Below are 18,371 nucleotides of genomic sequence, written 5' to 3'. Positions count from 1 at the left end.
AACACCCGCACCCTCACCTCACCGCTCCTGTCAACTCGACCTCCGTGGAGGTGGGTTCGGCCGCCCGGTGGGCACGCCGCCTGCTTAGTCGTACGGCCGTCACGGCGGCCCCCGCCGTCAGCGCGCCCGCGGCCCCCGCCACCGCGCCCCAGGGCACGAACCGGGCCTGCGTGCTCGCCGTGTCCTGTGCGCCCCCCGCCGCCGCCGTCAGGCGGAGCTCGGCCACGTCCAGGGTGGGATGGCCGGGCCACGGCTCGCTGAGCCGGGTACGGCTGCCCGGGGCGAGACGGACGGGGAGGGTACGCGGTGACCGGTCCAGGAGGACCCGGCCGAAGACTCCGTCGGCGTGCACCGCGAGCCTGGGTACGAGCACGGTCGTGCCCCTGTTGACCAGCTCGTACGTGATGCGGTCGCCGTGGACGGCGAGGTGTTCGACGGTCAGCGCGGAGAGGGCGGGTCCGCCGACGCGCAGACGGATGCGGGCGGTTGCGGTGCGGCCGTGGGTGTCCCTCGCCACGAGCGTGCCGGTGCGGTCGCCGGGGGCCGCGCCCGCCGGGACGGTCACGGTGAAGGGGACGTCGGCGCGGGTCCGGGCGGGTACGCGCACGCTCTGCTCGGCGAAGGTGACGGGGACGGCGGTGCCGGTGCCGGTGCCGGTGCCGGTGCCGGTGCCGGTCAGCCGTACCGTGACGGGGTGGCCGCCGGAGTTGGTCACCGACACGGTGTCCTGGAGGACCGTCCCGGGGGTGCCCTCGGCGTAGAAGGACGGGCGGCCGCCGCCCGCGGGCGCGAGGGACCAGCCCTCGGCCGCCACCGCTCGGGGAGCGGCGGCGAACAGGGTCAGCAGGGACAGCCCCAGCAGCTGGGCGACGGACTGGGCGGACGGCATGGGCGGCTCCAGCGGTCGGACCCGGAGGTCAGCGGCGTACGGTCTGGTTCCGCCGGGTCAGCCAGAGCGTGCCCGCCGCGCCCGCGAGCAGCACGGTGCCGCCGAGGGTGCCGAGGGCGACGAACGAGTCCTCGGGACCGGTCTTCGGGAGGGTCCCTCCGGAGTCGGTGCCGGTGCCGCCGGACGACGACGAGCCGGAACTGCCGGAACTGCTCGAACCGCCCCCCGCCGCGGTCACGTCCAGGGTCAGGGACGGGCCGGGGTTGTTGGTGGGGGTGCAGGTGGTCGTCGTACCGAGCGCCTTGATGGTCAGCGTGCCCGCCGTGAACGTCACCTTGCCGGACTTCTCCGGGGTGTACGTGCCGCTCAGGTCGTTGATCTTGATGGGGGTGTTGGCGGGGATCGCGGCCTGGTTGGCGGCGCCGGTGACGTTCAGGGTGCCGCTGTCGGCGCCGCCGATCTTGATGACGGCGCTCGGGTTCACGGCACCCTTGCCGAGTTCGACGGGGCTGGAGGAGACGCCCTTCTGCCAGGACATCGTGATCTTGTAGCCGCTGCCGCTCTTGACGCCCTTGATGTCGATCGGAGAGACAGCGCTCTTCGGACCGATCGGTGTCGTGCACTTGTAGTTGACGTTGACGACGGTGGCGTGCGCCGCGGGGGCGGCGAGCAGCACCGCCGATCCGGCCAGGGCGGCGGCGGACGCGAGCACGGCGGTACGTTTCGGGTACGACGACACGGTCGGTCCACCCCATTCGTTACTGACGAGGTATCAGATTCGGCCGTCAAGGTACGCCGGGGCTCATAAGGAGGGAAGAGAAAGGGCGTGGCGGAAGTGTGGGGATACCGAAGCGCCTGCGGCGCCCCACAGGGGCGAGAGGAACTGCGCGACCAGCCCCCACCGGCCGTCAGCCGAAAAACGACCCACAGAGCGGCGTCCGTCCTCTTACGCAGGTGCCCCCAACTCCGCCCACACGGTCTTCCCGGCCGCCCCGGCCGTCCGCACAACCCCCCAGTCCAGACAGAGCCGTTGCACGATGAACATCCCGTGCCCCCCCGGCCGCCCCGCCCGGTGCGGCGTCCGCGGCGCCGGCTGCCCGGCCCCCCGGTCGGACACCTCCACCCGGATCACCTTCTTGTCGCAGGCCAGGAACAGCTCGTCCGGCCCCTCCGCATGCAGGCACGCGTTGGTGACGAGCTCGGAGACGACGAGCAGCACGTCCTCGGCGGCGGCCCTGCGGTCGGCCGTCGCGGCCGGCAACCACCCCCACGCGTGCAGCGCCTGGCGGGTGAAATCGCGGGCGAGCGGTACGACCCCGCTCTCGCCGTGGAGGCGCAGCCTGCGGACCTGACGACCCCCCGTCGAGGCCGGCAGCTCGTCGGACGCCGCCCCCTCGGACATCCCCGAAGCGCCGCTGGGCTCCGGGCCGCGGTCGCCCGGCGGGTAAGGCCGGGTGGTGCTCATCAGCGCTTCACCTCACCGATTCACCGGTTCACATGAAAAATTTCGGGTTGCTGCAGTTCGTACGGGCCTGCCGGCGCGACCGACTCGAACAGGGCCGGGCCGGGCGACAGCAGATCCAGGATCTCTCCTGCCCGAGCGATCCACGGGAACACCCCCCGGTTCCGGACGCCGGGCCGGCCGGGGCTCAGCCCTCGCCGCCGGTCGTGCCGGTCCCGCCGCCCCTGCCGCCCTCGTCGGCCAGTGCCGCCTCTACGGAGTCGTGGACGGTGAACACCGCCTCGGCGCCGGTGATCTCGAAGACCCGGGCGACGACGGGCAGCATCCCGGCGAGGTGCACCCCACCCCCGGCGGCCTCGGCCCGCAGCCGGGCGCCGAGCAGCACGTTCAGCCCGGTGGAGTCGCAGAACTCAAGGCGCGAGCAGTCGACGACAAGGCGTGAGAACCCCTTGTCGAGGAGATCGTCGAGCGGCTCGCGCAACAGGTCGGCGGTGTGGTGATCGAGCTCACCCGCCGGAATCACGACGGCGCTGGAGCCTTCTTCCCGCACCTCCACCAGCAGCCGGCCCGACTGTGCGCTGCCGACCGTCCCGTGGTCCATTGCCGTCTCTCTCCCGAGGTCGTGACCGCTTTTGCCACCGTCTGACCGATGTCTGACGATGCCCACCGATGTCCGCCGAACGCCGTGTCGGCGCCCTCGAACATTACGCCTTCTGCACGCAACCCGACACCCGAACAACCTCGCAGAACAGGACAAATGCTAATAGAACGGACTTGCGAGTGGCTCGGCGGAGCGGGTAGGGCTAGTAGGGACACGTAACCGACACGGCCGGCTTTGGAGGCGCCGCACACCGCAGTGCACGCACGGCTCCGGCAGCCTTATTGCCGAGAACGATGGAGGACACCATGTCACCCCGGCTCGACGCCTCGCACACCCTGACGGCGACGTCGACACCCCCACCGGAACCACTGGATGCCATCGAGGGATTCTTCGCGGAACTCGGACTCCCGGAGATCCCCCCGTACGACGAGGTCGACGCGGTCGACGCGCGAGCCCTGTCCAAGACCCTCTTCGAGCGGCTGGAGTCGCTGGAGGAAGGCACGCACGAGTATTCGTACGTCCGCAACACCCTCGTCGAGCTGAACCTCGCGCTGGTCAAGTTCGCCGCCTCCCGCTTCCGCTCCCGCAGCGAGCCGATGGAGGACATCATCCAGGTCGGCACCATCGGCCTGATCAAGGCGATCGACCGCTTCGAGCTCTCCCGCGGAGTCGAGTTCCCCACCTTCGCGATGCCGACCATCATCGGCGAGATCAAGCGGTTCTTCCGCGACACGTCGTGGTCGGTACGCGTCCCGCGCCGCCTCCAGGAGCTCCGCCTCGACCTCGCCAAGGCGGGCGACGAACTGGCCCAGAAACTGGACCGCGCCCCCACCGTCGCGGAACTCGCGGAACGCCTCGGCCTCTCCAACGAGGAGGTCGTCGAGGGCATGGCCGCGTCCAACGCCTACACGGCCTCCTCCCTGGACGCACAGCCCGAGGAGGACGAGTCCGAGGGCTCCCTGGCGGACCGCATCGGCTACGAGGACCACGGCCTGGAGGGCATCGAGTACATCGAGTCGCTGAAGCCGCTCATCGCCGAGCTCCCGGCCCGGGACCGCACCATCCTCTCCCTCCGCTTCGTCGCGGGCATGACCCAGTCGGAGATCGGCGACGAACTCGGGATCTCCCAGATGCATGTCTCCCGGCTGCTGTCCCGCACGCTCGTACAACTGCGCAGGGCGCTGACGCTGGACGAATGACCCCGGCCGGACCGTTGCGCCGCCGGGGCGACGGGGATCCCCCACCCCGGCCCCCGCCCCGGCCCGCCGCGTCTTTGGCCAAAGCTCCCCCGCTACCGCGAGTCACACCCCAAACTGGCCGGTACGTCAGGAAGGACGGCCCGCGAGAAGGGGTGCACGATGGTCGAGGACATCCAGGGCGGTCCACCCTCGGACACCCGCCTGACCGAGCTCCTGCGCACCCCCACCCCCACCGCCTACCCCGCCCTCCAGGAACTCCGGGCCCGCCACCACCCGGCCGTGCTCGCCTACGCCCGCCTCTGCACGGCCGGCGACGCGGCGGCCCGCCGGCTCGCCGCGCAGACCTTCACCACCGCCGCCCGCGACATCGCGCGCGGCGCCGAGCCGGTCGTACCCCTCCGCCACCACCTGCTCCTGCTCACCGCCCGGCTGGCCGCAGGCTGGTCCGGCGACGAACACTCCGCCGCCCTGGACCCCACCCTCCTGCTGGTCCTGAACTCCTCCGGTGCCCCCGGCGGCCCGACCCCGCCTCTGCTCCCGGCGTTCCAGTCCCTGCCGTCCCGCACCCAGGGCCTGATCTGGTACGGCGTGCTGGACCAGGAGCCCGCCGAGCGGACCGCCACCTGTCTCGGCCTGACCCCCGAGGACCTCCGGTACGACACCCCGCCCGCCCTGCAGTCCCTGGCCCAGGCCTGCCTCCGCAGCCGCCTGGCCGCCTCCGACGACCCGCGCTGCGCGGACTTCCGCCGCCTGATCGAGGAGTCGGTCCGCCCGGAGAACCCCCGCCACAGCCCGGACCTGCACGCGCACATGGCCCACTGCCCGCACTGCACGGCCGCGTTCGAGGACCTCACCGCGCTCCGGGACGCCCCGCGCGAGACCCTGGCGGAGGGCCTGCTGCCCTGGGCCGGAACGGCGTACGCACGTCACGAAGCCCCGCCGGCACCACTCGCCGACCCCGCCTCGCCCCGGCAGCGCCGCCAGCCGTCGCGGCGCCTGCTCCTGACCTCCACGGCGCTGGGCGTGGCCCTGGTACCGCTGCTGCTGGTCCTGCTGGCCCACCGGGACAGCCATGCCCCCGACCCGGCCGCCGCGACCCCGCCGCCACCGAGCCCCCAGGTGACGGTGACGGCCACGGCGACCGTCTCGCCGACGCCGTCCGGTGTCTCCGCCACGCCCAGTGCCAGTGCTATGTCACATACCCCGACCCCGTCCGCAAGCCCCACCCCCTCCCCCAGCCCCAAACCCAAACCCAAACCGCCGGGAACGTCCTACGCCCAGGTCGTGAACCTCGCCACCGCCCGCTGCCTGGACGTCCGCGACGGCGACTTCGACAACGGCACCGACGTCATCACGGCCCCCTGCTCCGGCTCCGCCGCCCAGCGCTGGCGGGTCGACCTGGACCGGGGCGTCCTGCAGTCCGCCGCGGACCCCGACTTCTGCCTGGACAGCCGGGGTTCGGTCGACAAGGGCGTCGGCATCTGGAGCTGCGACTCGGTGGACGGCGACCACGGCGACAACCTCCGCTTCACCGTGACCCCCGACGGCGAGATCCGCCCGGAAATAGCCCTCGAGACGGCGCTCACCCCGTCCGGCGACGACCAGCTCTCCCTGGACCCGGTGAACGACGGCACGGGCCAGCGCTGGCGGGCGGGGGCGGGCTGACTCAGCCGGCGACCCGTACGCCCTTCCGCCACACCCCGCTGACCAGCGGCACCCCCGGCCGGTACGCCAGATGGACATGGCTCGGGGCGTCCAGGAGGAGCAGGTCGGCGTAGGCGCCGGGACTCAGGCGGCCGATGTCGTCCCTGCGCAGGGCCGCCGCGCCGCCCGCCGTCGCCGACCAGACCGCCTCGTCGGGGGTCATGTGCATGTCCCGCACGGCCAGGGCGATGCAGAAGGGGACGGAGGAGGTGAAGGACGAGCCGGGGTTGCAGTCGGTGGAGAGGGCGACCGTCGCGCCGGCGTCGAGGAGGAGGCGGGCGTCGGGCCATTCGGCGCGGGTGGAGAACTCGGCACCGGGCAGAAGGGTGGCGACGGTCCGGCTGTTGGCGAGGGCGTCCACGTCCGCTGCCGTGAGGTGGGTGCAGTGGTCGGCGCTGGCCGCGTCGAGTTCCACGGCGAGCTGGACGCCGGGGCCGTAGGAGAGCTGGTTCGCGTGGATGCGCGGGGTCAGGCCCTTGGCCTTGCCCGCGGTGAGGATCGTCCGGGCCTGGTCGCCGTCGAAGGCGCCCTTCTCGCAGAAGACGTCGATCCAGCGGGCGTAGGGGGCGCAGGCGTCGAGCATCTCGCCGGTGACGAGGTCGACGTAGGCGGCCGGGTCGTCGGCGTGGTCGGGCGAGACGATGTGGGCGCCCAGGTACGTCACTTCGTCGGTGTGCCGCGCCGCGATGCGCAGGGCGCGGGACTCGTCGGCGACCGTCAGGCCGTAGCCGGACTTCGTCTCGAAGGTGGTGGTGCCCTGGCGGAGGGCCTCGGCGAGGTAGTGCGTGAGGTTCCGCTCCAGCTCCTCGTCGGTGGCGGCGCGGGTGGCCGCGACGGTCGTCCGGATGCCGCCCGCCGTGTAGGAGCGGCCGGACATGCGGGCGTTGAACTCCTGGGTGCGGTCACCCGCGAAGACCAGGTGGGAGTGGGAGTCCACGAAGCCCGGCAGCACCGCCCGGCCGCCCGCGTCGACCCGGTTGTCAGTGGCGGGTGCTTTGCTTGACTCACCGGTCCACACGACGCGGTCGTCCTCGATGACGACGGCCGCGTCCTGGATCAGACCGAGAGGGGAGTTGTCACCGAGGGAGGGGTCGTTGGTGACCAGCGTGGCGATGTTGGTGATGGCGGTGCTGCTGCTCATGGCGTCCTCGTCGGAGTCCTTGGGTGGGCTGGTCGTCAGGCGCGCAGGGCTTCGACGGCCCGCGCGAGGGCCTGTGGCACATCGGGTACGAGGGTGTGCACGCCGTCCCGTACGACGTGACGGCCTCCGACGACCGTGTGCCGTACGTCCGCCGCGGTCGCCGCGAATACGGCCGTCTCGGCGCCGAGCCGCGGCAGCGGTCCTGCCGTTCTGACCGAGTCCAGGGCGATCGTGGTGAGATCGGCGAGCATGCCGGTCTCGATGGCGCCCGCGTCGTCCCAGCCGAGGGCGGCGTGCCCGTCGGCGGAGGCGGCGCGCAGCAGGGCGGCAGCGGTCCAGTGGCCCCGGGTGCGGGTGCGCAGCCGCTCGTTCAGCTCCATCGCGCGGGCCTCTTCGAGCAGGTCGATGACGGCGTGGCTGTCGGAGCCGAGGGAGAGCGACGAGCCCGCGCGCTGCAGGGCGACGGCCGGTCCGATGCCGTCGGCCAGGTCGCGCTCGGTGGTCGGGCACATGCAGGTGCCGGTGCCGGAGCCGCCGAGCAGCGCGATGTCCTCGTCGGTCAGGTGGGTGTTGTGGACGCCCGTGGTGCGCGGGCCGAGGACGCCGTGGTCGGCGAGCAGCCGAGTGGGTGTGCAGCCGTGGGCGGCCTGGCAGGCGTCGTTCTCCGCCGTCTGCTCGGACAGGTGCACATGGAGCGGGGCCCGCCGCTCCTCGGCCCAGCCGGCCACGGTCGCCAACTGCCCGGCGGGCACGGCCCGTACGGAGTGGATCGCCGCCCCGATCCGTGCGTGATCCCGTTCCTTGAGAACTGAACAGCGTTCGGCCCAGGCCTCCGCGCTGCCGTCGGAGAAGCGCAGCTGGTGGGTGTTGGGCGGCTCGCCGAAGCCCGAGGACAGGTAGGCGGTGTCGAGGAGGGTGATGCGGATCCCGGCGTCGGCGGCCGCCGCGATCAGCGCCTCGCCCATGGCGTTGGGGTCGGCGTACGGGGTGCCGCCGGGGGCGTGGTGGACGTAGTGGAACTCGCCGACGCAGGAGACGCCCGCCAGCACCATCTCGGCGTACACCGCGCGGGCGAGCGCGTGGTAGGTCTCCGGGGTCAGCTGGTCGGCGAAGGCGTACATCAGCTCGCGCCAGGTCCAGAAGGTCCCGGAGCCGACCTGGACGGTGCCGCGCAGGGCACGGTGGAAGGCGTGCGAGTGGGCGTTCGCCAGGCCGGGGAGGGTGAGGCCGCGCAGCACCTCGGAACCCGGCGGCGGCACGGGCACCTCGGTGCGGACCGCCGTGATCCGGCCGTCGGCCACCTCCACGGCGACACCCGGCTCGACGTGCGTGTCCAGCCAGGCATGCTCCAACCAGTACGTCGTCCGTGTCGTCACCCGCAGGCCAGCCCTTCCAGTACGTCGGCGAGCGCGCTCACCCCGGCCACGCAGTCGTCCTCGGCCGCGAACTCGGCCGGGGAGTGCGAGACGCCGGTGGGGTTGCGCACGAACAGCATGGCGGTCGGGATGCTCCCGGAGAGGATCCCGGCGTCGTGTCCGGCACCGGTACCCAGGACGGGCACGGTGAGACCGGTGTCCCGGCCGAGAAGGCGCCCCAGCTCGTCCCGCAGGGCGTGGTCGAACTCGACGACCGGCGTGAACGACTCGCGGACCACGTCCAGGTCGATGCCGTGCGCCTCCGCGTACTCCCGGGCGGCCTTCTCGATGCCGCCGACGACGGTGTCGAGGGTGGCCTGGTCGGCGGCGCGGGAGTCGAGCCAGCCGCGTACCAGGGAGGGGATGGCGTTGACGCCGTTCGGCTCGACGGCGATCTTGCCGAAGGTGGCGACGGCACCGGCGAGTTCGGCCTCACGGCGGGCGGCGAGCACGGTCTCGGCGTACGACAGCATGGGGTCGCGCCGGTCCACCAGCCGCGTCGTGCCCGCGTGGTTGGCCTCGCCGCGGAAGTCGAACCGCCAGCGGCCGTGCGGCCAGATGGCACTGGCGATGCCGACCCGGTCGCCGGACAGGTCCAGCGCCCGGCCCTGTTCGACGTGCAGTTCGACGAAGGCACCGATGCGCGCGAGCCGCTCGGGGTCGGGCCCGATGGCGTCGGGATCGTAGCCGGCGGCTTCCATGGCCTGCGGCAGCGTGATGCCGTCGCCGTCGGTGAGCCGGTGGGCCTGCTCGACGGTCAGGTGCCCCGCGGTCAGCCGGGACCCGACACAGGCGAGCCCGAACCGGGCGCCCTCCTCGTCACCGAAGTTGACGACGGCGAGGGGCCGGGTGAACGCCACCCCTCGCCCCCGGAGTTCGTCGAGCGCGGCGAAGGAGGACACGACACCGAGGGGACCGTCGAAGGCCCCGCCGTCCGGGACGGAGTCCAGATGCGACCCGGTGACGACGGCATCCCCGGCCGACGGGTCCCCGAGCCAGGCCCACTGGTTCCCGTTCCGGTCGACCTCGTACGCCAGCCCACGCCCCTCGGCCTGCTCCCGGAACCAGGCCCTGCAGTCGGCATCGGCCCCGGTCCACGCGAAACGCCGGTAACCGCGGGAGTCGGGGTGCCGGCCGACGGGCACCAGCTCCCGCCACATGGCGTGGAAGGAGGCCGCACCGCCGACCGGCGTGGCACCGGGCTGCACGCCCTCGCCCCGCACAGGCTGCTCAGGCTGCGCGCCCTCGCCCCGCACAGGCTGTGGGCAGTCGTTCCGCAGGGCGATGGGGGTCCCCCCGCTCGAACGAAGTTGAGAGTGGGGGCGGGTGGGCACAGCCGCACCCGCAGCCGGCGACGAGACCTCGGCCTCCATCGAAGAGTCCCCGCCCTTCGTCACGCGTCGTCACCCTCGCGCATCGGCACCCGAACCCCGCGCTCCTCGGCAACCGACTCCGCGATGTCGTACCCCGCGTCCACGTGCCGGATGACACCCATGCCGGGGTCGTTGGTCAGGACCCGGCGGATCTTCTCGCCGCCCAGCTTCGTGCCGTCGGCGACCGTCACCTGGCCCGCGTGGATGGACCGGCCCATGCCGACCCCGCCGCCGTGGTGGATGGAGACCCAGGACGCACCCGACGCCACGTTGACCATCGCGTTCAGCAGCGGCCAGTCGGCGATCGCGTCGGAGCCGTCGAGCATGGCCTCGGTCTCGCGGTACGGCGAGGCGACCGATCCGGCGTCGAGGTGGTCACGCCCGATGGCCAGCGGTGCCGCCAGCTCCCCGCTCGCCACCATGTCGTTGAACCGGTCGCCGGCCTTGTCCCGCTCGCCGTACCCGAGCCAGCAGATCCGCGCGGGCAGCCCCTGGAACTGGACCCGCTCGCCGGCCATCTTGATCCAGCGGGCGAGGGACTCGTTCTCCGGGAAGAGGTCGAGGATCGCCCGGTCGGTCTTGGCGATGTCGGCGGGGTCGCCGGACAGGGCCGCCCACCGGAAGGGGCCCTTGCCCTCGCAGAAGAGCGGTCGGATGTAGGCGGGGACGAAGCCGGGGAAGGCGAACGCCCGGTCGTATCCGGCCAGTTGCGCCTCGCCGCGGATGGAGTTGCCGTAGTCGAAGACCTCGGCGCCGGCGTCCATGAAGCCGACCATGGCCTCGACGTGGCGGGCCATGGACTCACGGGCGCGGGTGGTGAAGCCGGCCGGGTCCTTGGCGGCGGCGTCGGCCATGTCCTCGAAGGCGACGCCGACCGGCAGGTACGACAGCGGGTCGTGGGCGGAGGTCTGGTCGGTGACGATGTCGATCGGGGCGCCCTCGGCGAGCATCCGCGGCAGCAGCTCGGCCGCGTTGCCCAGCAGGCCGATGGAGAGCGGGCGGCGGGCGTCACGGGCCTCGGTGGCCAGCTGGAGGGCGTGCTCCAGGCTGTCGGCCTTCACGTCGAGGTAGCGGTGCTCGATGCGGCGCTCGATGGCGCGCGGGTCGCAGTCGATGCAGATCGCGACGCCGTCGTTCATGGTGACCGCGAGGGGCTGGGCGCCGCCCATGCCGCCGAGGCCGGCGGTGAGGGTGATGGTCCCGGCGAGGGTGCCGTTGAACTTCTTGGCGGCGACGGCGGCGAAGGTCTCGTAGGTGCCCTGGAGGATGCCCTGGGTGCCGATGTAGATCCAGGAGCCGGCGGTCATCTGGCCGTACATGGTCAGGCCGAGGGCCTCCAGGCGGCGGAACTCCTCCCAGTTGGCCCAGTCGCCGACGAGGTTGGAGTTGGCGATGAGGACGCGCGGGGCCCATTCGTGGGTCTGCATGACGCCGACCGGGCGACCGGACTGGACCAGCATGGTCTCGTCCTGCTTGAGGGTCTTCAGCGTGCGGACCATCGCGTCGAAGGAGCGCCAGTCGCGGGCGGCCTTGCCGGTGCCGCCGTAGACGACGAGCTTGTCGGGGTGCTCGGCGACCTCGGGGTCCAGGTTGTTCTGCAGCATCCGCAGGGCGGCTTCCTGCTGCCATCCCAGGGCGCTCAGTTCCGTACCGCGCGGTGCTCGTACGGGGCGGGGTCCTGACATGGTCTGCCTCCTAGCGGATCAGGGATCAACGGCCAGCGAAGTGTTCCTGCGGTTATTCACATCCTGGCTCGCTGAATAGAACTAGTCAATACATGGGACCGGCAGCGCTGCCGCGTTCCGGATGTTTGGCTGGACTTATGGGTCTTAAGGGTGTGCACGACGACATGTCGGGGGATGCCGTGGACGGACACGGGGACGACGGAGAGCGGGTCGGGCGGCGGGACGACGCCGTGCGGGCGGCGGTGGAGCAGGGACTGCTGGGGCCGGACGCGCCGATCGTAGGCCTGCTGGACGTGGCGGGCATCCGCGCGTCGGCCGCGGAGCTGCGCCGGGCTTTCGAGGCGGTCGCGGCGCCCGGCACCGCGATCCTGCACGCCTTCGCGGTGAAGGCGAACCCGCTGGTCCCGGTGGTGCGGCTGCTGGCCGGGGCCGGCCTGGGCGCCGAGGTGGCGAGCGCGGGCGAGCTGGCGCTGGCACGGGCGGCCGGGGTGCCGGCGGAGCGGATCGTGTTCGACGCGCCCGCGAAGACGTCGGCGGAGCTGCGCGAGGCGCTGGCGCTGGGCGTCGCCGTGAACGCGGACAACCCGCAGGAGCTCACCAGGATCGACGCGTTCCGACACGCCGGCCCCACCCGTTCGCCGCTCGGGATCCGGGTGAACCCGCAGATCGGGGCCGGGACCATCGGGGCCACCTCCACCGCGACCGCGACCTCGAAGTTCGGGGTGGGGCTGCGGGACGAAGGGGCCCGGGAGTGGGTCGTCCGGGCGTTCACGGAGCGGCCGTGGCTGACCCGGCTGCACGCGCACACCGGGTCGCAAGGGATCTCGCTGTCGCTGCTGGCGCGGGGCGTGGCGGAGACGTACGCGCTGGCCGAGGAGATCAACGCGCGCGTCGGGCGGCATCAGGTCGACACCCTCGACATCGGGGGCGGGCTTTCGGTCAACTTCGCCTCCGAGGTGACGGAGCCGACGCACGCGCAGTACGCGCGGCTGCTGGCGGAGGCGGTGCCGGGGCTGTTCGGCGGGCGGTACGGGCTGGTGACGGAGTTCGGGCGGTCGCTGCTGGCCCGGCACGGCACGGTGGTGGCCCGGGTGGAGTACGCGAAGAGCTCCGGCGGGCGGCGGATCGCGGTGACCCATGCGGGGGTCCAGGTGGCGCCGCGGACGGTGTACGTGCCGGGGGCGTGGCCGCTCCGGATCGCCGCGTACGACGCGAAGGGGCGGCCCAAGGAGGGGGCGCCGGTGGTGCAGGACGTGGCGGGGCCGGCCTGTTTCGCGGGCGACCTGCTCGCCGAGGGGCGCGTGCTGCCGCCACTGGAGCAAGGGGACCTCGCGGCGGCGCTGGACACCGGGGCGTACTACTTCGGCAGCCACTACTCCTACAACTCCCTTGCCCGGCCAGGGGTTTACGGCTTCGTACCGGACGGCGACGGGGGCGTGGCGTTCGCCGTCGTACGGGAGCCGCAGACGGTCGCCGAGGTCGTGGCCGAATCCGGAGGGGCGCACGCCGACGCGCTCACCACCCTGCGCGCAACCGAGAGCCGTTGAGACACCCCGGACAGGGGGATCAACTGGTGCGAAAAGCAGCTCAGTTGACCAACACTAGCCTGCCGGAAGCACGTTCCACTGGAAAATGCCAAAGGACTCACCCCTCCCGCACACGTTGCGTAGTGTCTGCGTCACTCAACCGGAGAGCCACGCGGCGGGAGGGGAGCCACGGTGCCCGGAATCGACGAGTGCTTACTCGAAGCGATGCGCCTGCCCGGTGCCCGGGGCGCCGCGCTGGTCGACTGGACCAGCGGACTGGCCCTGGGCACGGTCGGGGAGGCGCCCGGCGGTGACCACGAGACCACCGCCGCGGAGGCCGCCGAGCTGGCCCGGCTGGCCGCCGAGCACGGGGCGTTCAGCACCGAGGACGACATCGAGGTGAGTCCTCCGGTGGAGGACCTGATCGTCAGCAACCGGGACAGCTACCACCTGCTGCGGTTCGTGGTCACGTCCTTCGACGCCACCGTGTTCCTGCACCTGTGGCTGACCCGCGAGGACGGCAATCTCGCCCTCGCCCGGATCCGGCTCGGCGAGATGGCCGAGCGGCTGGTGCTGGGATGACCGTGGTCGAGACACCGCCGCCGCTGCCGGTCCGGGACCGCACGGCCCTGCACGAGAGAGTGCCCGGCGCGCTCTCCCCGATGCTGATACGCCTCGCCGAGGAGCGGGCCACCGGAGTCCTGGTCCGCGAGCACGGCACCCTGCACCTGGCCGAGGGCCGCGTGGTGCACGCCGAGAGCCCGCTCGCCCCCGGCCTCGACGTGCTCCTCACGGCCCACGGCACGCTCGACGCGGCGGCCTGGCCCTGGACCGACGACATACCCGCCGCGACCCACCGGCTGCTCACCGCCGGCCTGCTCCCGAGGGGCGCCCTGGAGCTGTGCCGGCTCAGCGCCCTGTACGACGCCGGGTACTTCGCGCTGGCGCCCAGCAGCACCCCGGGCCGGTTCCGGTACGGCACCGCCGTCGCCGGCCCGTTGCGTGCCGTGCCCGTCACCGACCTGGAGCGCGAGACGCTGCGCCGCCGCGAGCTGCTGCACCGCATCTGGCCCGACCCGTCGGCGGACGGCGCCCCGCTGATCCGCGCCGACCCCGTCGCACCACCGCCGGTCACCCCCCGGCAGCGGGCGGTCCTGGCCCGGGTGGACGGCGTCCGCACGGCCCCGCAGATCGCCCGGGAGCTGGGCAGACCGGCCTTCCACACGCTGGTGGACGTACGGCGGCTGGCGGCGGCCGGACTCCTCGCCCCGAGGAACACCGCGCCCGTCCCGCCCCCGCTTCCCCCGGTCACCGACCCCGACATCGCGCTGCTGAAGAGGCTCAGGGATGCGCTGGAGGCCCTTTGAACGGCACCGCCCCGCCGAGAGGAGACAGCTGATGGCGGCAGAACCCGGCAGCTCCGACAGAGAGGCCGTCCTCGACGAACTGCGCCGGTTACGCACCCGGATGCCCCAGCTCACCGGCGCCCTCGCGGCCGGTGTCGACGGCCTGGTCGTCGCCCACGACTGCCCGGGCGTCGATCCGGAGGGCCTCGCCGCGCTCACCGCGGCCGAGCTCGGTGTCGCCGTCCGGGTCTCCGACGCCACCGGCAAGGGCGAGCTCAGGGAGCTGCTGGTGCGCGGCGAGGACGGCTATGTCGCCACCTACGCCGCCGGCCGCAGCGCCGTGCTCACCCTGCTCGCCGAGGACCGGGTGAACGTCGGCCGGCTCCACCTGGAGGGCCGCCGGGCAGCCGCCCGGATCGGCGAGACGGTCGACGCCGCCGAGGCCGCCGCCAAGGCCCTGCGCCCGGCCCGCAGCACAGCCACACGGACCAGAACCACGCGCACGCCACGCACCAGCACCACCACCGACGCGCGCACTGCAACCGACAGTTGAAAGGAACCAGAAAGTCATGGCCAACACCGAAACCGCGCTGAAAGAGTGCCTCACCTCCATCGAGGGCGCCACCGGCGTGGCGCTCGTCGACTACACCAGCGGGATGGCGCTGGGCACGATGGGCGGCAGCAAGTCCTTCGACCTGAACGTGGCCGCGGCCGGCAACACCGACGTGATCCGGGCCAAGATGCGCACGATGGAGCACCTCGGCCTCAAGGGCGAGATCGAGGACATCCTGATCACGCTCTCCAACCAGTACCACCTGATCCGGCTGCTCAAGGGCCGGGGCGGCAACGGCCTCTTCCTCTACCTGGTGCTCGACCAGTCCCGCGCCAACCTGGCGATGGCCCGCCACCAGCTGAAGCGGATCGAAGAGGACCTGGAGGTCTAGGCGACCTTCAGACCAGTGCCGCGGTGCGGCGGCGGGCCCCGCCCGGGGCCGCGTCGCCCGCCGCGATGCCGGTACCGCGGTAGGCCTTGACGCCCTTGCCGACCGGGCGGCCGCCGCGCTTGTCGAGCCAGTCGACGCGCAGCCAGAGCAGCTGTTCGCCGGTCTTCTCCCGGCGGCCCAGCCAGGCCGCCTTCAGGCGCAGCCCGGTGCCGGTCCCGGCGAGCAGCATGCCGCCCGCCGCGGGCACCACGAAGGCCGAGCCGAGGGCGACGGCGAAGGCCAGCAGCAGCCACCAGCGGTGCCCCCGGCGCCAGTTCCGCACGGTCACCGCCCGGTCCTGGAGCACGTCGTGCTTGCCGGCCCGGGCGGCCCCGTGGGCGAGGGCGGTGTACCGCTTGCGGCGGGTGAGCGCCACGACCGCGGCGCCGATGATGAACAGCGCGGCCCCGGCCATGACGCCGATGCGACGGCCGGTGAACCCCGGCGGCAGCACCCCGACGCCCGCGGCGAACACCCCGGACCACCACAGCGGCGCGGCCCCGGCCCGTACGACCACGGCCACCCGGGCCAGGCCCTGTCCGCCGCGCCCCTCTCGTCCCGCACGCGCCATGTCCGCAGCCTCCTCGCCGGTGTCGGTCCAGTCCGTATGGCGGGACGCTAACCAGCGAACGTGAGACGAGTCTTAAAGAACCTCTCGGTGCGGGTTCACTCGACGAACAGCCCCCGCGCCGCCGCCCGCGTGTCGAACTCCTCCAGGCGGGCCTGCGCGTCCGGCAGGTCGTCGCACATCGCCTCCAGGAGCACCCGGCCGAGCAGCATCGGCGCACACGCGGTGTCGAAGGCGAGCCCGGTGCCGACGGCGGCCGGCAGCAGCAGGTCGGAGACCTTGGCGACGGGCGCGAAGGCGGAGTCGGCGACGGTCACGACGGTCAGCCCGGCCTCCTTCGCGTACCCGAGGGTGTCGACGACCTCGCGCGGATGCCGGGGCAGCGCGAAGCACAGCAGCGCCGAGGCCCCGGCGAGGACGGCCGCGTCGATGCGGTCGTGGATCATCGTGCCGCCCTCGTTGAGCAGCCGTACGTCCGGATGCACCTTGGCGGCGAAGTAGGCGAAGCCGTACGCCTGCGAGGCGGCGGCGCGCAGTCCGAGCACCGGCAGCGGCCGGGAGGCGGCGAGCAGCCGGCCGGCCTGCTGCACCGGGCGCGGGTCGGCGAGCACCTCGGCGAGGTGCCTCAGGTTCTCGATCTCGGCCTCGACGGCCTGCTGGTACTCGTTGTACGACCCGTTGCCGGCCGCCTGTTCGGCGGGGACCACCTCGCGCAGGTGCCTGCGCAGCGCCGGGTAGCCGTCGAAGCCGAGGGCGACCGCGAACCGGGTGACGGAGGGCTGGCTGACCCCGGCCAGTTCGGCCAGCTCCACGCTGGACAGGAAGGGCACGTCGGCGGCGCGCCGCACCATGCTGTGCGCGATGCGCCGCTGGGTCGGCGTGAGCCGGTGCCCTTCGAAGAGCGCCTGCAAGCGAGTCGCAGGGCTGTCGGTCACGTTCATGACGTGCTCCCCCTCCAGATGTCCGTGAACCGGTCGAGCAGCCCGGCCGCCGCGGTGACGTCGTCCGTGAGCGGCCGGTCGGCCGGGTCCGCCTCCAGCGCCGCCTCGGCGAGCTCCAGCGCCCGCCCGGCCCCGAGCCCGGGGTCGGGACGCAGCTCGCGCTGGCGCAGCGCCCGTACGGCGGCGACGAGTTCGCAGCCGACCACCAGACGGTACGCACGGCAGGCGCGCAGCGTTTGACGGGCGGCGAGCGAGGCGAAACTGGCCTGCTCCTCGACGCCTCGGGAGAGTACAGCGTGCCCGAGGGAGGCGGGCGCGGAGAAGGCGCGCAGGTCGCCGAGGGCGGCGCCGGCGGCGTACTCCAGGATCATCACGCCGGAGGAGGCGGGCTCCTGGTCGGCGAGGAAGGGGCGCAGGCGGGTGAAGGCGGGCTCGTTGAGGGAGGAGAGGCGGGAGGTGGACAGGCGCGCGACCTGGGTGAGGGCGAGCCGGAAGTGGTCCAGGGCGAGGGCGAGCTGGGCCTGGTAGAAGCCGCCGTGGTGGTAGGCGGCCAGGTCCTCGGCGGAGATCAGGGGGTTCTCGGCGGCCGCGTTGATCTCGACGGCGAGGACCTGCTCCAGGGCGTCGGCGGCGTCGTGGGCCGGGCCGTGGATCTGGGGCAGGCAGCGGAAGCCGTAGGGGTCCTGGATCCGGCCGAGCGGCGGGGTCGGCCGGTCGGCGGCGCCGATCAGCTCCCGCATCCGGCGGGCGACCTCGACACTGCCCCGGTGCGGGCGGGCCGCGTGGACGGGCGCCGCGAACGCCTCGTGGGAGCCGTCGACGGCCAGCAGCGACAGGGCCGCCACCACCTGGGTGGCCTCGATCAGCCCGCGCAGCTCGTGCAGGGCGAGCGCCGACTGGCCGAGCGTGAGAGCGTTGCTGCTGATCAGGGCGAGGGCGTCGTTGTTGTCCAGCGGCTGGGCCGCCGGCGCCCCGGTGCCCCGCCAGGGGTGCTCCCCCGCCAGCGCGAGGCCCATCTGGGCCAGCGCCGCGATGTCCCCGGTGCCGACCGAGCCGAACTCGTTGACGATCGGGTGGGCGCCGGCCTCCAGCGCCTCGCACAGGGCGGTGACCACGCTCGGCCGCAGTCCGGCACCGCCGGCGAGCAGCTGGTTGGCGCGCACCGCGAGCATCGCGCGGACCTGGCGGGCAGGCAGTTCGTCGCCGATCGCCCCGGCGTGGCTGCGCAGCAGCCGCAGTCCGTGCCCGGCGGCGGCCTCGGTGGGCACGTCCTCGTTCCGGTTGGCGCCGACGCCGGTGGAACGGCCGTAGACGCGGCCGGTCGCGGCGATCTGCCGGGCGGCGTTCCAGGACTCCTCCGCGCGGCGCATCGCCTCGGTGCCCGGGACCGGGCGGGCGGTGCCGTCGGCGAGGCGTACGACGTCCTCGACGCCCATGCCGATGCCGTCGAGGACCACCAGGCCGGAATGCGCTATTCCAGGAGTGTCCAAGATACGAGACGACATCACGCCCAAACCTCCCTCAATCCGGACACCCGA

General features: G+C 73.1%; 18 protein-coding genes. 7 read left to right on the top strand and 11 right to left on the bottom strand.

The genetic code is table 11. The features are described 5' to 3' along the window. Window positions 1-13 precede the first annotated feature (13 nt). The 4 genes from ACZ4UV_RS36410 to ACZ4UV_RS36395 form a co-directional block, all read right to left on the bottom strand. Window positions 14-889: a hypothetical protein gene (locus tag ACZ4UV_RS36410; RefSeq protein ID WP_467843791.1), complete on the bottom strand. Its 876-nt coding sequence runs from the start codon at window positions 887-889 to the stop codon at window positions 14-16. 28 nt (window positions 890-917) lie between these two features. Further along, complete coding sequence (locus tag ACZ4UV_RS36405; protein ID WP_451016154.1) at window positions 918-1,628, bottom strand: LPXTG cell wall anchor domain-containing protein; 711 nt, start codon at window positions 1,626-1,628, stop codon at window positions 918-920. 207 nt (window positions 1,629-1,835) lie between these two features. Continuing rightward, window positions 1,836-2,354: an ATP-binding protein gene (locus ACZ4UV_RS36400; RefSeq protein WP_390047052.1), complete on the bottom strand. Its 519-nt coding sequence runs from the start codon at window positions 2,352-2,354 to the stop codon at window positions 1,836-1,838. A gap of 184 nt (window positions 2,355-2,538) precedes the next feature. After that, window positions 2,539-2,952: an STAS domain-containing protein gene (locus ACZ4UV_RS36395; RefSeq protein ID WP_451016155.1), complete on the bottom strand. Its 414-nt coding sequence runs from the start codon at window positions 2,950-2,952 to the stop codon at window positions 2,539-2,541. A 305-nt stretch (window positions 2,953-3,257) separates the two neighbouring features. Here ACZ4UV_RS36395 and ACZ4UV_RS36390 point away from each other — a divergent pair, with 305 nt between their 5' ends. Both ACZ4UV_RS36390 and ACZ4UV_RS36385 read left to right on the top strand, forming a co-directional pair. After that, on the top strand, window positions 3,258-4,151 hold the full coding sequence (locus tag ACZ4UV_RS36390) for an RNA polymerase sigma factor SigF (protein ID WP_390047049.1): 894 nt from the start codon (window positions 3,258-3,260) through the stop codon (window positions 4,149-4,151). Between the two features lie 159 nt (window positions 4,152-4,310). Further along, complete coding sequence (locus tag ACZ4UV_RS36385; protein WP_451016156.1) at window positions 4,311-5,816, top strand: RICIN domain-containing protein; 1,506 nt, start codon at window positions 4,311-4,313, stop codon at window positions 5,814-5,816. A gap of 1 nt (window position 5,817) precedes the next feature. Here the strand turns inward: ACZ4UV_RS36385 and hutI are convergent, their stop codons facing one another. The 4 genes from hutI to hutU form a co-directional block, all read right to left on the bottom strand. Then, on the bottom strand, window positions 5,818-6,996 hold the full coding sequence (gene hutI, locus ACZ4UV_RS36380; protein ID WP_451016157.1) for an imidazolonepropionase: 1,179 nt from the start codon (window positions 6,994-6,996) through the stop codon (window positions 5,818-5,820). Window positions 6,997-7,031: 35 nt separating this feature from the next. Continuing rightward, the gene (locus tag ACZ4UV_RS36375; RefSeq protein ID WP_451016158.1) at window positions 7,032-8,372 is read right to left on the bottom strand and encodes a formimidoylglutamate deiminase; all 1,341 of its coding nucleotides are present in this window, start codon (window positions 8,370-8,372) and stop codon (window positions 7,032-7,034) included. Next, on the bottom strand, window positions 8,369-9,571 hold the full coding sequence (locus ACZ4UV_RS36370; RefSeq protein WP_467843908.1) for an allantoate amidohydrolase: 1,203 nt from the start codon (window positions 9,569-9,571) through the stop codon (window positions 8,369-8,371). Before ACZ4UV_RS36370 ends, ACZ4UV_RS36375 begins: the two co-directional genes overlap by 4 nt. Before the next feature lie 233 nt (window positions 9,572-9,804). Continuing rightward, a complete protein-coding gene (gene hutU, locus ACZ4UV_RS36365; protein ID WP_451016159.1) occupies window positions 9,805-11,469 on the bottom strand; it encodes a urocanate hydratase in 1,665 nt (554 codons plus the stop codon). A 164-nt stretch (window positions 11,470-11,633) separates the two neighbouring features. Here hutU and ACZ4UV_RS36360 point away from each other — a divergent pair, with 164 nt between their 5' ends. The 5 genes from ACZ4UV_RS36360 to ACZ4UV_RS36340 all read left to right on the top strand — a co-directional run bounded on the left by ACZ4UV_RS36360 (window position 11,634) and on the right by ACZ4UV_RS36340 (window position 15,285). After that, the gene (locus tag ACZ4UV_RS36360; protein ID WP_467843784.1) at window positions 11,634-13,016 is read left to right on the top strand and encodes a type III PLP-dependent enzyme domain-containing protein; all 1,383 of its coding nucleotides are present in this window, start codon (window positions 11,634-11,636) and stop codon (window positions 13,014-13,016) included. 171 nt (window positions 13,017-13,187) lie between these two features. Next, window positions 13,188-13,577, top strand: coding sequence for a hypothetical protein (locus tag ACZ4UV_RS36355; RefSeq protein WP_451016161.1), 390 nt, complete (start codon window positions 13,188-13,190; stop codon window positions 13,575-13,577). Next, entirely contained in the window at window positions 13,574-14,362 is a 789-nt protein-coding gene (locus tag ACZ4UV_RS36350) for a transcriptional regulator (RefSeq protein WP_451016162.1), read from the top strand. Before ACZ4UV_RS36355 ends, ACZ4UV_RS36350 begins: the two co-directional genes overlap by 4 nt. 31 nt (window positions 14,363-14,393) lie before the next feature. Next, complete coding sequence (locus ACZ4UV_RS36345; protein ID WP_351489283.1) at window positions 14,394-14,894, top strand: roadblock/LC7 domain-containing protein; 501 nt, start codon at window positions 14,394-14,396, stop codon at window positions 14,892-14,894. 16 nt (window positions 14,895-14,910) lie between these two features. Beyond that, window positions 14,911-15,285 carry a roadblock/LC7 domain-containing protein gene (locus tag ACZ4UV_RS36340; protein ID WP_181802458.1) on the top strand — a complete coding sequence of 125 codons (375 nt, stop codon included), beginning with the start codon at window positions 14,911-14,913 and terminating at the stop codon, window positions 15,283-15,285. Between the two features lie 7 nt (window positions 15,286-15,292). Here ACZ4UV_RS36340 and ACZ4UV_RS36335 read toward each other — a convergent pair whose 3' ends face one another. The 3 genes from ACZ4UV_RS36335 to ACZ4UV_RS36325 all read right to left on the bottom strand — a co-directional run bounded on the left by ACZ4UV_RS36335 (window position 15,293) and on the right by ACZ4UV_RS36325 (window position 18,338). Then, window positions 15,293-15,895 (bottom strand): hypothetical protein, encoded by a 603-nt coding sequence (locus ACZ4UV_RS36335; RefSeq protein ID WP_467843779.1) that lies wholly within the window; start codon window positions 15,893-15,895, stop codon window positions 15,293-15,295. Between the two features lie 95 nt (window positions 15,896-15,990). Further along, entirely contained in the window at window positions 15,991-16,833 is an 843-nt protein-coding gene (locus ACZ4UV_RS36330; protein WP_451016163.1) for a MurR/RpiR family transcriptional regulator, read from the bottom strand. Next, complete coding sequence (locus ACZ4UV_RS36325; protein WP_467843775.1) at window positions 16,830-18,338, bottom strand: aromatic amino acid ammonia-lyase; 1,509 nt, start codon at window positions 18,336-18,338, stop codon at window positions 16,830-16,832. The genes ACZ4UV_RS36330 and ACZ4UV_RS36325 overlap by 4 nt, the downstream gene beginning before the upstream one ends. Window positions 18,339-18,371 lie beyond the last annotated feature (33 nt).

It is taken from the genome of Streptomyces sp. NPDC028289, from assembly GCF_055565975.1.
The sequence above is the reverse complement of the archived record's forward strand: the minus strand, read 5'-3'. Positions and strand labels throughout refer to the sequence as shown.